This window comes from Nocardia sp. CA-107356 (assembly GCF_050946365.1).
GTDB lineage: Bacteria > Actinomycetota > Actinomycetes > Mycobacteriales > Mycobacteriaceae > Nocardia.
Genome location: NZ_CP191992.1, coordinates 5,877,988 through 5,894,542, shown reverse-complemented (window position 1 = coordinate 5,894,542; position 16,555 = coordinate 5,877,988). Strand labels below are relative to the sequence as shown.

Annotated in this window: 15 protein-coding genes and 4 pseudogenes; 9 read left to right on the top strand and 10 right to left on the bottom strand. The window is 65.6% G+C overall.

Annotated elements, in window-relative coordinates:
- The first annotated feature begins 1,432 nt into the window (after positions 1-1,432).
- From ACQP1G_RS26655 to ACQP1G_RS26645, 3 genes and pseudogenes are all read left to right on the top strand, one after another.
- Positions 1,433-1,924, top strand: a complete 492-nt coding sequence (locus ACQP1G_RS26655) for a MarR family transcriptional regulator (RefSeq protein WP_433192291.1) — start codon at positions 1,433-1,435, stop codon at positions 1,922-1,924.
- Positions 1,925-1,979: 55 nt separating this feature from the next.
- A pseudogene (locus ACQP1G_RS26650) lies at positions 1,980-2,217 on the top strand (IS1380 family transposase); the annotation flags it as partial.
- A pseudogene (locus ACQP1G_RS26645) lies at positions 2,171-2,362 on the top strand (dienelactone hydrolase family protein); the annotation flags it as partial. The pseudogenes ACQP1G_RS26650 and ACQP1G_RS26645, both read left to right, overlap by 47 nt.
- Positions 2,363-2,830: 468 nt before the next feature.
- Here the strand turns inward: ACQP1G_RS26645 and ACQP1G_RS26640 are convergent.
- Positions 2,831-3,283: pseudogene (locus ACQP1G_RS26640) on the bottom strand (transposase); the annotation flags it as partial.
- Positions 3,244-3,843, bottom strand: coding sequence for a TetR/AcrR family transcriptional regulator (locus tag ACQP1G_RS26635; RefSeq protein ID WP_433192290.1), 600 nt, complete (start codon positions 3,841-3,843; stop codon positions 3,244-3,246). The pseudogene ACQP1G_RS26640 and the gene ACQP1G_RS26635, both read right to left, overlap by 40 nt.
- A 68-nt stretch (positions 3,844-3,911) precedes the next feature.
- Between ACQP1G_RS26635 and ACQP1G_RS26630 the strand changes: the two genes are divergently transcribed.
- The 3 genes and pseudogenes from ACQP1G_RS26630 to gvpK all read left to right on the top strand — a co-directional run.
- Positions 3,912-4,850 carry a haloalkane dehalogenase gene (locus ACQP1G_RS26630; protein WP_433192289.1) on the top strand — a complete coding sequence of 313 codons (939 nt, stop codon included), beginning with the start codon at positions 3,912-3,914 and terminating at the stop codon, positions 4,848-4,850.
- A gap of 60 nt (positions 4,851-4,910) precedes the next feature.
- Positions 4,911-6,494 (top strand): sulfatase-like hydrolase/transferase, encoded by a 1,584-nt coding sequence (locus tag ACQP1G_RS26625; RefSeq protein WP_433192288.1) that lies wholly within the window; start codon positions 4,911-4,913, stop codon positions 6,492-6,494.
- Positions 6,495-6,800: 306 nt separating this feature from the next.
- Positions 6,801-6,902, top strand: a pseudogene (gene gvpK / locus ACQP1G_RS26620) (gas vesicle protein GvpK); the annotation flags it as partial.
- Positions 6,903-6,918: 16 nt separating this feature from the next.
- Here the strand turns inward: gvpK and ACQP1G_RS26615 are convergent.
- The 3 genes from ACQP1G_RS26615 to ACQP1G_RS26605 all read right to left on the bottom strand — a co-directional run bounded on the left by ACQP1G_RS26615 (position 6,919) and on the right by ACQP1G_RS26605 (position 9,378).
- Positions 6,919-7,782 (bottom strand): DUF1206 domain-containing protein, encoded by an 864-nt coding sequence (locus ACQP1G_RS26615; RefSeq protein WP_433192287.1) that lies wholly within the window; start codon positions 7,780-7,782, stop codon positions 6,919-6,921.
- Positions 7,783-8,094: 312 nt separating this feature from the next.
- Complete coding sequence (locus ACQP1G_RS26610) at positions 8,095-8,268, bottom strand: CsbD family protein (protein WP_433192286.1); 174 nt, start codon at positions 8,266-8,268, stop codon at positions 8,095-8,097.
- A 519-nt stretch (positions 8,269-8,787) separates the two neighbouring features.
- Positions 8,788-9,378, bottom strand: coding sequence for a TetR family transcriptional regulator (locus tag ACQP1G_RS26605; RefSeq protein ID WP_433192285.1), 591 nt, complete (start codon positions 9,376-9,378; stop codon positions 8,788-8,790).
- A gap of 124 nt (positions 9,379-9,502) precedes the next feature.
- On the opposite strand from ACQP1G_RS26605, the gene ACQP1G_RS26600 reads away from it, so the two are divergent.
- A complete protein-coding gene (locus ACQP1G_RS26600; protein ID WP_433192284.1) occupies positions 9,503-10,471 on the top strand; it encodes an SDR family oxidoreductase in 969 nt (322 codons plus the stop codon).
- Between the two features lie 14 nt (positions 10,472-10,485).
- Here ACQP1G_RS26600 and ACQP1G_RS26595 read toward each other — a convergent pair whose 3' ends face one another.
- The gene (locus ACQP1G_RS26595) at positions 10,486-11,262 is read right to left on the bottom strand and encodes an alpha/beta fold hydrolase (RefSeq protein WP_433192283.1); all 777 of its coding nucleotides are present in this window, start codon (positions 11,260-11,262) and stop codon (positions 10,486-10,488) included.
- A gap of 128 nt (positions 11,263-11,390) precedes the next feature.
- Here ACQP1G_RS26595 and ACQP1G_RS26590 point away from each other — a divergent pair, with 128 nt between their 5' ends.
- On the top strand, positions 11,391-12,200 hold the full coding sequence (locus ACQP1G_RS26590) for a helix-turn-helix domain-containing protein (protein WP_433192282.1): 810 nt from the start codon (positions 11,391-11,393) through the stop codon (positions 12,198-12,200).
- A gap of 307 nt (positions 12,201-12,507) precedes the next feature.
- Here ACQP1G_RS26590 and ACQP1G_RS26585 read toward each other — a convergent pair whose 3' ends face one another.
- From ACQP1G_RS26585 to ACQP1G_RS26570, 4 genes are all read right to left on the bottom strand, one after another.
- Entirely contained in the window at positions 12,508-13,395 is an 888-nt protein-coding gene (locus tag ACQP1G_RS26585; protein WP_433192281.1) for an aminoglycoside phosphotransferase family protein, read from the bottom strand.
- A gap of 147 nt (positions 13,396-13,542) precedes the next feature.
- Positions 13,543-13,701, bottom strand: coding sequence for a hypothetical protein (locus ACQP1G_RS26580; protein ID WP_433209525.1), 159 nt, complete (start codon positions 13,699-13,701; stop codon positions 13,543-13,545).
- Positions 13,661-13,945, bottom strand: coding sequence for a Tn3 family transposase (locus ACQP1G_RS26575; protein WP_433192280.1), 285 nt, complete (start codon positions 13,943-13,945; stop codon positions 13,661-13,663). The genes ACQP1G_RS26580 and ACQP1G_RS26575 overlap by 41 nt, the downstream gene beginning before the upstream one ends.
- 265 nt (positions 13,946-14,210) lie before the next feature.
- Positions 14,211-15,170 (bottom strand): GlxA family transcriptional regulator, encoded by a 960-nt coding sequence (locus tag ACQP1G_RS26570; RefSeq protein WP_433192279.1) that lies wholly within the window; start codon positions 15,168-15,170, stop codon positions 14,211-14,213.
- A 53-nt stretch (positions 15,171-15,223) separates the two neighbouring features.
- On the opposite strand from ACQP1G_RS26570, the gene ACQP1G_RS26565 reads away from it, so the two are divergent.
- Positions 15,224-16,480, top strand: a complete 1,257-nt coding sequence (locus tag ACQP1G_RS26565; RefSeq protein WP_433192278.1) for an APC family permease — start codon at positions 15,224-15,226, stop codon at positions 16,478-16,480.
- Positions 16,481-16,555: the final 75 nt, after the last annotated feature.

Genomic DNA, 16,555 nt, shown 5'->3' with positions numbered 1-16,555 from the left:
GGTTTCTGCGCTGAATTTCAGGTCCCCGACCGAGGTGTCGCGCGTCGCGCACCATCGGCCTGGTGTCGAGTATGTTTCGATGGCTGGTGCCGGTAATGTTGAGTGCTATAGGCGCTTCGGATGCGAGGCAAAGCTGCTACCCACGCGCGTGATCGCCCCGCGAGACGGTGGCTGCAACGAAATGCCCCTGGATCACTCCTCGTGCGTCATGTGCCCGCCGAGAATTTTGTACAGCGCATCGATCCGCTCCGGCAGATCGGCAGTTCGTCTGCGAATTCCTGTTGCAGGTGTCGCACGGACCAGGAATTAATGTCGGCGACCAATGCACGTCGCCGGCGGTCGGTTTCAGCGGCCCGCCCGCGGTGTTCGCGCCGCAACCGATGCACCAGGACAAGATCGTATGCTCGCGAGCACACGTAACCCCGCAGGTGCTGGCCTCTGAGCGCGCACAAGAACTCCCTGGCGGTCGGCAGAACTACAGTGGGGTCACTCATAGCCATCGGCTTGATTCGTCGGCGTCCGTTCGTCATTCCGCATCGCCACTCGCGAACCACACTGTCAAACGTCCTGCATCCTCGCGCATTCCAACCTCCGACAGGACTGGGGCCCGTCTCGAATATGAACCAGCACTCTCACGTGCCGTCCAACCGGCCAGGGTGACACCTGGCGGCAGTTGCTCAATCACATAAGATATCCATATCATAGAATATGGCATGGATACCTTAAGTCAAGAGTTACCGGGCGTGAGGAGTCCGAAGATGGTCAACGCAAGGTTTCCCATAGGTGCTGGGCAGTCGATCGCGGTGGTGCGTACGCCGGAATCGCGATTCGAAGGCTTGCTGGGCTATCCGTTTGCGCCGCGCTACACCGAGATCGACGCGGGTGATGGCGTCGGCACGCGGCCGCGGGTCCACTATCTCGACGAACGCCCTGTTGACCCGGCGAGTGAGTCTGGGGAGACGGTTCTGCATGGTGTGTCAAGACTGGGGCGGCCTGCTGGGGCTGCGCCTGGTGGGGGAGCATCGGGATCGGTTTCGTCGCGTGGTTGCGACGAACACCTCATTTCCGACAGGCGACCAGGATCTCGGAGGTTCCTTCGCCCTGTGGCTGCAGCTCAGTCAGCGCTCGAATCCCTTCGATATCGGCCAAGTCGTCGACCGGCCGCTCTGGCCGTTATCGTCGACGAATTCATTCGATCGACTCGCTGAATCGGTCGCGGGGTGCGCCGTCGTGGCCGTGGCGGAATCCGCCGGTCGATCGAGGCGTTCGGCGGTGACATGGCGGCGCATACACCGAATTGTGGTCTTGACATGGCGCCCGTTGACGATGTGAATTCGCCCGCCGTTCGGTCGGTTCTGCGCCCCGTTTCTATGTTTGTGCCAGGTCTGCGTATGATATGTAAGCCGTATAAACGTGGGCGAGGTGGCGCAAGATGAGTTCAGTAGCGGGTCGTGCTTCGACGCCGAGTAAGCGGAGGTTGACCGCTGACGTGCGGGAAGCGTTGCGTGACTTGAATATTCAGTTGTCGCTGCTCAATCGGAGGTTCGGTGGCCGGGTTGAGCTCAAGGATGTCGATTGGACGTGCCTGGATCTGATCAACCGATATGGCCCGCTGTCACCGACGGCGCTGGGGCGTCGCGCTGGGCTGCATCCTGCGACGATGACAGGGATCTTGGATCGATTGCAGAAGGGCGGGTGGATCGTGCGTGAGCGTGATCCAGAGTCCGCGGATCGTCGTGCGGTCACGTTGCATGCTGTGCGTGAGCGGAATGCCGAATTGTTCGAGTTGTTCTCCGGGATGAACAACCGCATGGATAAGTTGTGTGCTCGTTATTCGGTGGCCGAGCTCGAAGTGATCGCCGACTTCCTGCAGCGGACCGGCGCAGCGGGTCACGAGGCAGCCGAGGAGTTGGCAGAAGACTGAGCGGTAACAGCCCCCATCTGTGTTGTGGGTCTTCTGGCCGTTCGGTTGTGCCGACGGGTATTCCAAGCAGGGCGCGTCCTACAGGTTCACCAAGATTGCTGGCAAACAGGTTCTGCGCAAAGGAACTTTCACCGCTGGCGACCACGATCAGCACCGATCTGGCCGCGCCGGTGATCTCCGGAATGCGGCTGCGCGCCCGGAAAGCCGCCTCGGCCAAAGGGGTGGGCGCTTTTTTGCTGGGCGAGGCTCGGCGACCGATTCGCCGCGCGAGTGCTTCCGGACTGCGCGGCCAACCCCGACCCGCCGCCGTTCTTCGCGGAGGTGGTGGCCAGCCCCCACAGTGTGGTGACGGCCCATCTCATCGACGCCACCGGTGAGCCGACGATCGCCGCCCGCGACGAGATTCTGGCCTTTCTCGCCGAGCAGCTCGCCCGATGACCGACCGGGGGCGGGCACTACGTGCTGATCGTCCACGAGGTCGCCGACTTCGCCGTGTGGAATTCGCAGATCTCTCCATGCAAACCAATCCCTCGCGCTTTCAGATCATTTGCGCTGCCCTACTTCAACATTGGATCAAGCGCGAGACGACGTAGCCGGTCGGTGAACGAATCTGGTATGCCGATCGTGGCCGAGGTGAGGTCCTGGGTGGAGTCGGCGTATTGGGCGGTCGTGGAGACTTCCCCTGCGGAGCTGGGGCACATTGTGGGGTATCACGTTGGCTGGTGGGATGCAAAGGCGCGGCCGGACACCGGCACCACCAGCGGCATCAATCCCGAAAATGCCATGGAGGCAGGCACATTCACCTCGCATACTGCAACGTCGTGCCGTCACAGCGACATCACCACCGAAAGTGGGACAGAGCCGCACAAGCGGATCCGCGAGGAGCGGCGGCGGATGGCCGCGGCCCGCCAGGTCGGCCGCCCGAGAGCCGGGCCCCTTGGTCACCTTGGTTCTCAAACGCACTGTGGCAAAAGTAGATTCGATCGGATTGGTCGTTCTCAGATGGATCCAGTGCTCGGCCGGGCAATGGTAGAACTCGAGCAGCACGTCGCCGTCGTCGACGATCTTGGCCACGGCTTTGGGATGCTTGGCGCCGTAAGCTTTCTCGAACGCTTTGATCGCCAGACCCGCATGGCCGACGTCCTCGGCGTTGTAGACCTCCTTCATCGCCGCGATCGCACCCGGATGCGCCGACTTCGGCAGTGCTGCAAGAGCATCGGCCTGTTTGTGAAGCCAGCACCGCTGCTCTTTCGTCTCCGGGAACACCTCCCGCAGTACCTTCCAGAACCCGAGCACGCCCTCACCGACGGCCAGCACGGTCAGCCGCTGACCGCGGCGGCGGTTCCGTCGATGACGGTCGGTGCGGGTGCGAGCAGGGCGGTGAGGGTAGCGCCGACGGCGGCTCGGGCAGCATCCGCGGAGAGGCCTTGATGGCGGCGGAATACCTCCCAGGTCTCCCATGAAGCGGCGGCGTAGGCGGCCTCGCGAGCGGGCTGGTCGAGGCGCTCGAGTTCGGGGAGGTTGGCGCGCAGGTGGGTGCGCAGGGCGGCGCGGCTTTCGTGTAAACGCTCGGCGAGGAAGGCGGATTCGTGCTCGCGCAGCACGGCGGCGCGGCGGGTGCCCGAAATGCGCTCGTACAGTTCGGCTCGCAGCTCGACCAGAGTCTCGATGCGATGACCTGGATCGCCGGTCACCGGACGGAGCAGGGGGACCCAGTGTCGCTCCATCTGCGTCTGGGCGGCGTCGGCATACATCGACTCGAGATCGGTGAAGTGATGGAACAGCGACCTGGTCGCGACCCCGGCTCGCTCGGCCACGGCCCGTGCGGTCGGTTGCAGGTTGCCTTCTTCCGTGAGCGCCAGCACGGCATCGAGCACCGCTTGACGGTTCCTTGCCGCCCGAGCGGTGCGTCCATCCATCGCGGATCATCCTAACAAGCCGCGACAAAAGTTGCACTCATGATGCAAGAACATTTAGTGTCAGGACTATGCACGCACTGCGCACGCCGGAGGAACGGTTCTCGGCCTTGCCCGACTTTCCGTTCCCGCCGCACTATGTCGAAGTTGCGGCCGGTGACGGCGGCGACACCCGCCTGCGGGCGCACTACCTCGACGAGGGCCCGCGAGATGGCGAAGTCGTCGTACTGCTGCACGGCGAGCCGTCCTGGAGTTTCCTGTACCGCAGCATGATTCCGGTGCTCGTCGCGGCGGGCCGGCGGTGTGTGGCACCGGATCTGATCGGCTTCGGCCGCAGCGACAAGCCCGTCGACCGAGCTGACTACACGTATGCCCGCCATGTCGAATGGCTGCGAGAAGCGCTCTTCGACCAGCTGGATCTCGCGTCCATCACGCTGGTCTGCCAGGACTGGGGCGGTCTGATCGGAATGCGGCTCGTCGCCGAACATCCCGATCGCTTCGCTCGGGTGGTCGCGGCCAACACCGGACTTCCTGACGGAACGGCAACACTGAGCGACGCCTTTCTCGCTTGGCAGCGGTTCTCACAGGAGACGCCGCAGTTCCCGGTGGGGGCCATTATCGAAAATGGTTGCCGGGCAAAGCTTTCCCCCGAGGCAGTGGGCGCATACGACGCCCCGTTTCCCGATGAGAGCTACAAGGCCGGTGCCCGTGCCTTCCCCCTCCTGGTCCCGACCCGGCCCGACGACCCGGCCGCCGCGGCGAACCGTCGGGCTTGGGAGCAGCTGGCCCGCTTCGACAAACCGTTTCTCACCGCCTTCTCCGATGGCGACCCGATCACAGCCGGCGGCGAGAAGATCTTCCAGCGCAAGATTCGCGGGGCGTCCGGTCAACCGCACACGGTGATCGAAGGCGCGGGACATTTTCTGCAGGAGGACAACGGTCCTCGGCTCGCGTCGGTGGTGAACCACTTCATGGACGCTTCTTCTCAGCATCCGACCGAAAGGCAGTAAGACACAGTGTCGATCAGCAGACGTGGGTTCTTCGGTAGCGGAGCGGCGGCGACCGCTGCCATGACCATCGGGAGCTCGAGCGCATCGGCGCGGCCGCGCATGGACATTCACCCCGACAAGCCGAATATTCTCGTCGTCATCGTCGACGAGATGCGGGCCCCCATGTGGTTCCCGGACCAGCCCGTGCTCGACACCATCCTTCCGAACATCGCCGGGTTGCGGTCCAAGTCGGTCTCGTTCGAACAGCACTACACCGCCGCCAACGACTGCACGCCCTCCCGCGGCGCGATGGTGACCGGCCTGTACTCACATCAGACCGGCTGTATGTCGACCTCGACCTCGCAGCTGTCGCCGAGCTTCCCGACCTGGGGCTCGATGCTGCGCGAACAGGGCTACCGCACCTCGTGGTGGGGCAAATGGCATTTGGGCCACGACGCCGACACGACGCCGGGCGGGTTGGAGCGCCACGGCTTCGACGGCGGCACCTACCCTTCGCCCAATGGCACGCCCGAGCAGGGCCTGCAGATGGACGGCCGGATCGTTGACCAGTTCGTCGACTGGTTCAATACCGATGCGGGCCAAGGCCCCTGGTGTACGACGGTGTCGCTGGTCAACCCGCACGATGTCCAGTGGTGGCCGCGCTGGACCCGGCGCACCTTGGCGTTCAACAACATTCCGCGCTGGATCGACACCTTGCCCGCCAATCATGAGACCCTCGAACAACTCTCGCGCAAGCCCCGTCTGCAGCAGGCCTTGGTACAGGTGTCGGCGGTGACCTTCGGCGTCGCGCCGTACGGCACGCCCGACGCCGACCGGGAGTGGATCGACCTGCTCAATCTCTACCTGTGGTTCCAGCAGCAGGTGGACATCCAGATCGGCCGGGTACTGACGGAACTGGCGACCCGTCCGGAGGTGGCGGCCAACACCGTGGTGGTGTTCACCTCCGATCACGGTGACTACGCCGGCTCCCACGGCCTGCACGGCAAGGGCGGCGGCGCCTACGACGAGGCCATCCGGGTGCCGCTGTTCGTCCACGACCCGCGCGGTGACCTCACTCCGGCTGCCGGCACCCGCACCCAGCTGACCTCCAGCATCGACCTCGCACCACTGCTGCTGACCATCGGCGCGGGCAACGACTGGCGCGGCGACGACCGCTACGCCCATCTGGCAAGCAGACACGACATCGCCGCGATCTGCCGCGACCCGCGCGCGCCGGGGCGGCCCTGGATCGTGCACACCACCGACGAACACTCCATCGAGGAAGCCGCGGTGCTGTTCGACCGCGACGCACCCGGCCATGTGGTGGCCGTCCGGACCGCCGACGCGAAGTTCGTCCGCTACTCGCACTGGGTGCAGGGCTCCGCGGAGATCGACCCGTCGCTCGAGGAGGAGTACGAGCTCTACGACTACTCGACCCGCGACGGTGAACTCGAACTGGACAACACCGCAGCGGCGGGCGGGAGCCTGCGCGAGGCGATGAGCCGGCTGCACGACCGAGCCGTCAGCGAAGAACTGCACCGACCGCTGCCCGACTACCTGCAGCAGGCGCAGCAAGAGGGCTGGAACGACTACAACACCCAGACCGCCGAGCCGCTCGGCGAGCAGCTCAGCGACTTCTTCCGCGACGGCATCGGCGCGAAGTAGCCCGCGGCTCGCGCGGCACCGGTGTTCCGCACCCGGCTCGCCTCGAGAGAAACCGAACCGCAAACGCATGGCCACCCACACCGCCGTCTACGCCGCCCCGGTCCCGCGAAAGTCTGAGTTGGACGGCCGAGCACGCCGCTGAACCCGGTGTCGACACGCAGGCGATTGCGATCGGCGAGCACAGCGCCGACGGAAACGTCGCGGCCGCGATGGCGTTGCGGGCGCGGACCAGCAGGGTCGGTTCGCACTGCGACTAGGCCGACTTTCCATGGGGCTCGAGTCGGGATTCTGCTCGAAAGGCAACATATGGACGAACTACGCGACCACTTCGGCCTCACCCCCGAAGACCTCAACATCGACATCGGCCCCCTCGGTCTCCTTCTCCCACGTGACTCGACCGACCGCTGACGCCAGGTGGACTCGACTACATCTTGGTGTACCGGGCCATGGCGAAGCTGTAGAGGCCGTAGGTGATGATGCCCAGGCCGGACACTATGAGGAGGACCGCTCCGAAGGGTTGAGCTCCCACGGTTTTGAAGGCGCCGTCGAGTCCGGCGGCTTTGTCCGGCTCGGATCGACTCACGGCGAGGATCACCAGCAACCCGACCGCGGCGATGGCCAGCCCCTTGGCGATGTATCCGACCGTGCCCAACCTTCGTACGAGATCGCTGGTCGTGCCCTCGAGGTCGTCGACGAAGTTCTGGCTCACTCCTTTGTAGACGTGGTAGCCGCCGATCGCGATGATGATCAGCCCGCTTGCGGTGAGGGCGGTCGTGCCGGCGGTGGTGTGCATCATGCGGGCGGTGATCCCCGTGCTCTGGCCGCTGCTGGACGTGCCGCTGCCGCGGGCGAATCCGAACGCGGAGAGGGCGAAGGCGAAGTAGACCACGGCCAGCCCAGCCGCCTTGACGCGATCGATCGCTTCGAACTTCTTACTGTCGGCGTCGGGTTTGGATGAGCTGCCGAGCGCCGCTTCGGCGAGCCGCCACAGCGCCATCAGCCCGAATGCGACTACGCACACCCAGAGGGCGATGACGCCGCCCGGCTTGGAGGCCAGTTCGGCCATGGCCCCGGATTGGTCGGCGGTGCCGGCTGCGCCGCCGAGGGCGATCCGGATGGCGATGTAGCCGATGATGAGGTGCACGATGCCGCTCACGACGAAGCCCACGCGGGCGAATCGTTCGAAGACGCTGTTCTGGGCTACCCGGCCCGCGACCGTGGACGAGTTGTCGTACGACGACGCCGACGATCCGCCGGTCGACGTCGAGGACGGCTTGTTGTCGGGCATGATGCTCGCCTCGTGGTAGTGGTGGTGAAAGCTTCGCCGGGGGTGCGATGAGAGGTGTGCAGGGTAGGGAGCGCGGTCTGATCGGCAGTGAAACGGTGTTGCCGTCGCTGGATGAGCGTTAGCTATCTGTGGGCTCGATGAGGGCGCGGACCGGTCTGCCTGGATTTTCATGCGGGTCGGGATCGGAGTTCAGCAGGCTCGCGAGGTAGACGCGTTGTGGGCCAGCGTGCTGGTGGTGGATGCGGGACCGATTCTGCGAACGGATGGCCTCGCTGGACCACCCGTCCGTAGCCGACGCTGGCGAGCGTCGAGTCAGTCGCGAAAGGCATCCTTGACCTTCTCGCCTGCGCCCTTGAGGTTGGACTTGGTCTGGTCGGCCTTGCCCTCGTTCTGCTTGTCCTTGTCGTCGGTGGCCTCGCCGAACTTCTCCTTGGCCTTACCGGCGAGTTCCTCTGCCTTGTTCTTTGCCTTATCTACAGTGCCCATGATCGCGGCCCCTTTGTTCGAAGGTGCCCGGCCTGCGGGTTCCAGCCGGTCTTCTGGCGGATAACCCGCATTCGGACAGCCAAACAACGCCGGCAGAGGAGATCGCTGCCAGGAGCCGGGCAGAGCCCACGGTCCATGCAGCTCTACGGGGTTGATCCGAAGACTAGAAGCAGTGAAAAATATTGTTGGAGAAGGGCTTTCAGACCACATAGCCCTTTAAAAGGGGCGAAAGTCCCTTATCGGCGGGCGCGATCGAATCGCTCAACTGGACCCGGAATACGCGGGGCGCGGCACCGTTTTCGCTGCGACCCCGGCTCGCGGATCGTGAAGAAGACACTCGAGTTTGTGAGGTAGTTACATCCCGGCGGTTTGCGGTGGCGCCTCGTGCGCGCGCTGCGCCGACTTCTGGTCCTCTACGACGGCGACAAGGTGCTCGAATGTTCGGTACGCAGGCTCTGGCGGCCTTGCATTCGTGACGCGGTCCAGTTGCGACGTTTCGATGATCGCAGGCGGGCGGTATCAGTGTTCGGGCCCCGGCTGCGGTGGTTGGGTGGTCGCGGAGAGGGCGCGCAGATCGTCGAACGCTTGGGAGAGGTGCGCGTCCAGACTGTGCGCGGGGTCGTCGATCCAGGCTTGGACCGCGTGCTGAAAGGCGGCCCAGCCGGTCCGAGCGGCCAGGTCGGCCAACCCTTCGTCGATGCCGCGCTGCCGCAGCGCCTCCGCCGCGGCGTCGGTGAGCAACGCATGCTTGGCCAACTCGCGTTCGCGGAGCGCCGGGGTCACCGCGATGACTTTCCACCGCGGTTCGGAGAACGGGCGGTTGTTCTCCAGATTCCGTGCGGATTTCCGGAAGGAGCACAGCAGTATCTCGAACGGTCCCAGCCCCTCGGGCGCTTCGGCAACTGCCTGCATCAGCGTGGCGCGTAGGTCGGCCTCGCCGTCGAAGAGCACCTCGCGCTTGTCCGGGAAGTGCCGGAAGAACGTGCGCTCGTTGACCCCTGCACGGGCGGCGATCTCCGCCGCCGTGGTCTGGTCGAACCCCTGCTCCTGATACAGCTTCAGTGCCGCCTGTCGAAGGCGGCCGCGCGCGTCTGCTCCGCTCCGTGGCACCCCCCGAATCTACCGCAATGTGTCAGTGACTGGCGGTACGTTACGCCAGCCACTGACACTACGCGTAGAGTCGGCGAGTGCATTACGTAGTGTCAGTCACTGGCGTTAAATGGGAGAGTCTTTCATGCATGTCTTTGTTACCGGTGGCACCGGCCAGACCGGCCCCACCGTCGTCGCTGAACTCGTCGCGGCCGGCCACACCGTCACCGGCCTGGCGCGCTCGGACGCAGCCGCCGCTCGGCTGGAGTCGCTCGGCGCAACACCACACCGCGGCTCCCTGGACGACCTCGACAGCCTTGGCCGCGGCGCCGAAGCCGCCGACGGCGTCCTGCACATGGCCTACGGCGGCGACTACGCCGATCCGGACGACCTCATCCGTCGCGACTGCGCCGCGATCGAGGCGCTCGGTCAGGCGCTGGTCGGGTCCGGCAAGCCGTTTGTCAGCACGTCGGGCACGTTGGTGACGCGGACCGGCCGGGTCAGCACCGAGCGGGACGCGCCGGATCCCGATTCGGTTGCCGCCTTTCGCATCCCGGGCGAATGGGCATGCCTGGTCTTTGCCGATCGGGGTGTCCGATCCAGCGTCGTGCGACTCGCACCGACCGTGCACGGCCCGGGCGATTACGGGTTCATTCCGGCTCTCATCGCGGCCGCACGCAGGGCGGGTGTCTCGGCCTACATCGGGGACGGCGCCAATCGTTGGCCGGCAATCCACCGCTGCGACGCCGCCCGGCTGTTCCGCTTGGCGCTGGAGGAAGCCCCCAGCGGCAGCGTGCTGCACGGCGCCGGCGAAAGCGCCGTCACGATAAAGAGCATCGCCGAGCAAATCGCACAGATGCTCGACATCCCCACCATCAATCTGACCCTCGAGCAGGCCACCGAGCATCTCGGAAACCCGTTCCTGGCCAAATTCTTCTCCCTCGACGTGCCCGTCTCGAGTGAGCACACCCAAGCCCTGCTGAGCTGGGCACCGAAGCACGCAACCTTGCTCGACGACCTGAAAATCGGCGACTACTTCACCCCGCAGGCCAGCAAACGCGCCGAGGAGATCTGGCTGCCGCACCGAGGCTCGCACGAGCACAACCAGAGCTGATCGCGGTTTTGCGATCAGGCAACCGGTGCGAAGGCGGCGATGGCGTCGACGAGTTCGGCGGGAGCTTCGAGCGGGATCAAGTGACCCGTGTTCGGGATCACCATGAAGTCGGCTCCAGAGAGGTAAGGCACCAGGTTGTCGCGGAGCACGTCGACGGGCTCGACGTGGTCGTTCTCTCCGGCGATAACGAGGGCGGGGACGCTGATCCTGCGGGCGTGCTCGGTGATGTCCTCCGCGATGCCGCGCAGCGGCCACTCCCTACGGGCCTCGTCGGTACCGGAGCGAGAATCGGTCGCGACCTGCGACTTGATGGCTTCGGGCAGTTCGGTCGCGGTGAGGATGTTGTCCCGTGCGGAGATGACGGACTCGGCGGAGTCGTAGGCGTGGGAGAGGCCCTCCCGGTACTCGGCAGTAATCTCCGCAGCAGGTTTCGCGGGACCGGAACCGACGAGAATGATTCCGCGGAGGCCGGTGGGCCGGGTCGCTGCGATCAGCTGCGTGACCTTGCCGCCCATGGAATGGCCGACGAGGACGTAGTCGGTTACTCCCGCGTCGGCCATCACGGCGAGGGTGTCCTCGGCGAGCTGACGGAGCGTGTAGGGCCCGGGCAGGCTGCTCGAGCGACTCCATCCGCGAAAGTCGATCGCGAGCGCATCACGATCCGCGAGGCGGTCGACGACGAGGTCCCAGGTGCGGGCGGAACCACCCCAATAATGCAGGAACACCAGGGTCGGTCCGGTGCCTGGACGGTGGTCGTAAGTGGGCAGCAGAGGCTGTAGCGACGTGGTCATAAGATCTCCTTCGATCTGATTCCGGGTGGTTTTTCCCTCCTTCCATTTGACGTCGACAGCCGATGCGGGGCATCGGCGCGAGTGGTCATCCGATGGTGGAAACTGGACACGTGGATGCGATCCGGCAGATGAGCTACCAGCCCGTCGGGCGGGGTACGGCCGCGGTCGAGACGATGACGTTCGATCGTCTTCGTGCCCTGAACGACGGCGGGACGCAGCGCGCCAACTTCTACGTCCTCGCCGTCGTCGATACCGGGTACGGATCCGTCATGGTCGACTTCGTCCTGCACCCTCTCAGGGGGCGATCCGCGGTGTGGGTCGCTCCTGGCGCGGTGCACCGATGGGAAGACATCGTCGGCGTGGCAGGGCATGTCGTGCTGTTCGTTCCGACCGCGCCGGTCACTCATGGCACTCGAGAGCTCGTCGCGTCGCCGGACCTGGTCGCAGTATGGACGATCCCTGACGCCGACTGGCCGTTCGTCGACGCCGCGCGGAACCATCTCCTACTCGAAGCGTCCGCGTCGCGCGAAGGCGCGTCGAAGGAGCTCCCCGAGATCCTGCTATCGGCGCTCGTTGCTCGGCTCCGGCCATCGCACGGCGAAGCACGGCCGACGAATGCGGTTTTCCAACTCTTCCGGTCGAGCGTCGAAGTGCACTTTCGGGAACATCACGATGCCGGCTACTACGCCCGGGCCCTGGGATACGCGCCCCGCACCCTCTCGAGAGCGGTGCAACAGGTTGCCGGCCGTACTGCGAAGGCGTACATCGTCGATCGCATCGTCCTGGAAGCGAAACGACTCCTCGCGCACGACCGTTTTCCGGCGGCCCGCTGCGCAAGCGAGCTCGGCTTTCCCGACGCGTCCAACTTCTCGGTGTTCTTCCAGAAGGCGACAGGCATGCGCCCGGGCGCGTGGCAGGCGACGGTGACCGTCGAGTGAGGTATACACGCCATTGAAACTCGCTCCGACCGTCCCGGACAGCATTCGACTAGTTGTAGCCGTCGTGGAGCCGATCCGCGCTGGAGTATGGGGGATTACGACGCGTTTGTCGGTCGGCGGTACGGCATCGAAGACCTGGAACGCATAGGTGGATGCGGTGTGGCCGATGAGCGGCAAACCTCTCATCCTCGACCGACTTGGCATTGGCGCGTACACGGCAACCGTTACAGATATGACCTGCGGGAAAACCCTGCGCCGCAGAGTGTCTCGCGAACCTTCGTCTTTGATCCACCGGGCCGCGCGCGGGTCAGTTCGCCGCCAGGACCCGTTCGAGTGTGGCGTAACCTGCGGGTTCCCAGGTTGGTTTGCCCCCGGGCAGACCAAGCCTCCCGTTTCGTCCGATCCCGATCAGGCCCAGGGCGAGCAGGACAGCCCAGCCACGGGCCCGGGTGATGGTCGCTTCGTCGGCCTGCCCATAGGCGTCGAAGAATCGACTTGCCGCGTCTGCAGGCAACAGGATCCAGGCGGCTGAAAGATCGGTCGCGGGATCGCCTGCGCACATCTCGCCGAAGTCGATCACCCCAGCGAGCATCCCGTCCCGGACGACCACGTTCGCCGGATGCAAGTCACCATGCAGCCACAGCGGCGCGCCCTGCCAGACCGGCGCTGCTACCGCCTTCTCCCAGACTTCCCGTGCGCTGTCAGCGCTCGCGTGGTCGGCGATGACCTCGAACCCGCGGTCGACCCGTTCCCGCAATCCAGCCAGTGGGATGCCGCGCGCAGGGTTGGTCGGTGCGTCGGCGGGCGCCTGGTCGTGCAGCGCACCAAGGAATTCCGCGAGGATCTCGGCCGCATCAATGCGTGTGACCGGCGCGTGATCGGCCGGCTCACCCTCGACCCAGCGCGCGATTGTCCAGGTGTGCTCGAACAGGCTCGAAGGTTTGCCGATACGCACCGGGGTGGGTGTTGGCAGCGGCAGGCGGTTCGCCAACACCGGCAGCCACCTCTGCTCAGTGTGCAGCAGAGCAGGCGCGCGCTCGGTGCGCGGCAAGCGCACGGCCAACTCCTGCCCGAGTCGCCATTGCTGGTTATCCCAGCCTCCGTCGACGTCTCGGAGCACGAGGTGTGCCAGATCCGGATGCTGCTCCCGCAGCAGCGCCCGCACCAGGTCCTGCTCGAACTTGATCTCGTCCATCAATGAGCCTCCGATCGCTGGATGCACAGGCACGCTAGCATCGGTCGAACATGCAGCGGAATGAACTGGTGCACGGCCCTGGTTCGGCTGACGACGGCCCGCAGACATCGGACGAACGCTCGCTCAGAACAAGGTGTCGCGGACACGCTACGGGCGGTAGCCGGTGGGTCCGAGCTGGGCGAGTTCGGCGTCGATGTCGACCTCGATGGCGCCAAAGAAGTTGATGTTCCCGCTGTGCGCGGGCGAGATGTGTGCGAGTACCGCATCATCGATGCGCCGCCCCTCGCGCCGGCATCTGCGCCACACCGAGACCGTAATACTCTGTGGTCCAAGCGATTACGGCATTTGTCGCCAGGGTACGGTACCAGCCTTGTTCGGTTTGGCTTCCAGGTGCCGCGCCCGGATCATGCCCTTCGTGGGCATACAGCAGGTCGCAGCGCAGTGCGTGCAGGGACTCCCCCTTGTCGAGCTGGCGGGTGATCTTGCGCCGATAATCCGGGGCCGACAGGTATCTATTAGTTACGCCCTGCTGGAAGCTCAACCGCGGCATGAAGCAGATTCACGGTTGGCGTGTGCAGATGCTCGCTCGCATTGGTCAGCCGTCGACGGGAGCGCCGACGAGGTGAGCCCGCGATCCTCAGCGGCCGCCGTCCGGCAGTCCGCTCCACGAACCTGGACCTGGCCCGTCGATACCGTCTGCTACGACCGGCATCCCGGCCTCATACCAGCGTGAGGGTCATTGGCCGTGGTGGGCGAGCGCCGGGAGTGGACCAGTGACGGTTTGTGGCACCCGTGGTCGGTGGCTTACCGCCGATTCAGGCTGCCCAGGTCGAACGATAGTCGCTTGGTGAGGTCTGGAGGTGTTTCGCGAATGCCGCACGGAGCCCGGCCGCGGTGCTGAATCCGCTTTCGGTCGCGATGGCGGCGATCGTGAGGTCGGTGGTTTCGAGAAGCGTCTGCGCGCGTCGTAGGCGTTCACGAGCGAGCCAGCTGCCCGGAGTTCGGCCGAACGCTTTGAGGAATTGGCGCGTGAGCTGCCGCTCGCTGAGGTGTATGCGTGCCGCGAGGTCACGAAGCCGGATCGGTTCGGCCAGATTCTGCATGGCCCATTCGGTGAGTTCGCTCAGAGGTGGGGCGCTGGGCGAGTGGACCGGGGCGAGCATGTACTGAGCTTGGTCCGCGGGTCGGTGCGGCGGGGTCACCATGCGGCGTGCGAGGGCGTTGGCGACCGCGGTGCCGTGGTCCTGGCGGACCAGCTCGAGACAGAGATCGATACCCGCGGCAGTTCCCGCTGAGGTGTGGACGCGGTCGTCCTGGGCGTAGATCACGTTCGCGTCGAGGTCGACGCGTGGGTAGCGGCGGCGCAGTTCGTCCGCGTGCATCCAATGGGTCGTGGCGTGACGGCCGTCGAGCAGTCCGGCTTGGGCGAGCACGAACGCGCCAGAACAGATCGCGGCGATCCGCGCGCCGCGCCGGTGGGCGTCGCGGACCGCGTCGACGAGCTCGGTGGGCTGTTGGCCATGGATGTTCGTGCAGGCGGGCACGATCACCGTGTCCGAGGTGACGAGGTCGTCGAGCCCGTGGGGCGTGGTCGCGGCGAATCCGGCGGCGATCACCGCTCCGGGTTCGGTGGCGCAGACCCGGAACTCGTACCAGGGGTCGACGATTTCCGGGCGAGAGATTCCGAACACCTCGCAGGGAACCGCGAGTTCGAAGATCGGAGCACCCGGCATCACCGCGAGCGCCACCCGATGTGTGTCTGTTCTCTTGCGCATGTCGTCAACTATGACACTCACCGTGCGCGGGGTGAGTCGACTGGGATAGGAGAGTGACGAGCGAAAAGACGACAGTGACCGACTCTGCGACCACGATCGGGGTGGCGCAGGGGGTCGCACTGTATGTGTGCGCGATCCTCGGTGCCGGGGTTCTGGTGTTCCCCGGTCAGGCTGCGTCGCTGGCCGGGCCCGGGTCGTTGATCGCTTGGGCATTCAGCGCGGCGATGGGCCTGCCGCTCGCGTTCACCTTCGCTGCCCTGGCGTCACGATTTCCGGACGCGGGTGGTGTCGCGTCGTTCGCTTCCCGGGCGTTCGGAGCCTCCGCTGGTGGGGTGGCCGGCTGGTGGTACTTCATTGCGGGCTCTATCGGGCAGACCATCGTGCCGCTGACCGCCGGCTACTACGTCGCGGACGCGCTCGGCCTGTCCCAGCACTGGGAGCCGCTTATCGCCGCGGGCGTGCTCGCGGTCGCGGTCATCGCCAATCTCGTCGGTCTCGAGCTTGGTGCCCGTGTTCAGATCGTCCTCGCGATCGGCGTCGCGATAATCCTCATCACGGTGATCCTGGTGGCGCTCCCACACATCCAGTTCGGGAGTTTCACGCCGTTCGCACCGCACGGTGTCAACGGGGTCGGCCACGCCGTGGTTGTGCTCTTCTTCGCCTTCGCCGGATGGGAGGCGATCGCACACCTCTCCGCCGAGTTCCGCGATGTCAAGCACACCCTCCCGCGCGCGACGCTGCTGACGATCCTGATCGTCACCGTGCTCTACCTCGGTGTGGCCTTCGCGGTCGTCGGCACCGATTCCTACGGCAGTCGCGCGCTCGATCGCATCTCGCTCGGCGTCATCATCGAGCAGGGGCTCGGCTTGTCCGCAGTCGGCGTCGTCGCTGGGGCCGCCGTTGTCATCTGCCTCGGCACGAGCAACGCCTTCGTCGTCTCGGTCTCCCGGCTCGGCTTCGCCCTCGGACGTGATGGCTGGGCACCCCGGATCCTGACCCGCCGCAACCGGCACGACGCTCCGATCGTCGCGATACTCGCTGTCGCGGCAATCGGCGGTGCGGGGTTGGTCGGTGCTGCCGTCTTCGGCTGGGGCACCGACGACATCGTCTTCATCCCCGCTGTCCTCGTACTCGCGACCTACCTGCTGGGCACGGCTGCCGCAGCACGTCTGTTCACGGGAGGGCAACGCTTGGTCGCCGTCGTCGCTGTCGCACTTCTGGTCGTGACCGTGCCGTTCGCGGGCTGGCACCTGCTGATCCCACTCGTCGTCGCGATCGCAGTACTCGGCTGCCGTCGGTGGCTCGGGTGATGTTGCGGTTGATGGCCAACCGGCACAGCCGAACCCAGCGACTACTGGCACTTGGTGCACGCTGGTAGTCCACCC

Excerpts from the sequence above, each read along its gene's own strand:
- ACQP1G_RS26655 (WP_433192291.1), top strand. The coding sequence starts at position 1,433 with ATGAGTTCAGTAGCGGGTCGTGCTTCGACGCCGAGTAAGCGGAGGTTG.
- ACQP1G_RS26635 (WP_433192290.1), bottom strand. The coding sequence starts at position 3,843 with ATGGATGGACGCACCGCTCGGGCGGCAAGGAACCGTCAAGCGGTGCTC.
- ACQP1G_RS26630 (WP_433192289.1), top strand. The coding sequence starts at position 3,912 with ATGCACGCACTGCGCACGCCGGAGGAACGGTTCTCGGCCTTGCCCGAC.
- ACQP1G_RS26625 (WP_433192288.1), top strand. The coding sequence starts at position 4,911 with ATGACCATCGGGAGCTCGAGCGCATCGGCGCGGCCGCGCATGGACATT.
- ACQP1G_RS26615 (WP_433192287.1), bottom strand. The coding sequence starts at position 7,782 with ATGCCCGACAACAAGCCGTCCTCGACGTCGACCGGCGGATCGTCGGCG.
- ACQP1G_RS26610 (WP_433192286.1), bottom strand. The coding sequence starts at position 8,268 with ATGGGCACTGTAGATAAGGCAAAGAACAAGGCAGAGGAACTCGCCGGT.
- ACQP1G_RS26600 (WP_433192284.1), top strand. The coding sequence starts at position 9,503 with ATGCATGTCTTTGTTACCGGTGGCACCGGCCAGACCGGCCCCACCGTC.
- ACQP1G_RS26595 (WP_433192283.1), bottom strand. The coding sequence starts at position 11,262 with ATGACCACGTCGCTACAGCCTCTGCTGCCCACTTACGACCACCGTCCA.
- ACQP1G_RS26590 (WP_433192282.1), top strand. The coding sequence starts at position 11,391 with ATGAGCTACCAGCCCGTCGGGCGGGGTACGGCCGCGGTCGAGACGATG.
- ACQP1G_RS26585 (WP_433192281.1), bottom strand. The coding sequence starts at position 13,395 with ATGGACGAGATCAAGTTCGAGCAGGACCTGGTGCGGGCGCTGCTGCGG.
- ACQP1G_RS26575 (WP_433192280.1), bottom strand. The coding sequence starts at position 13,945 with ATGCCGCGGTTGAGCTTCCAGCAGGGCGTAACTAATAGATACCTGTCG.
- ACQP1G_RS26570 (WP_433192279.1), bottom strand. The coding sequence starts at position 15,170 with ATGCGCAAGAGAACAGACACACATCGGGTGGCGCTCGCGGTGATGCCG.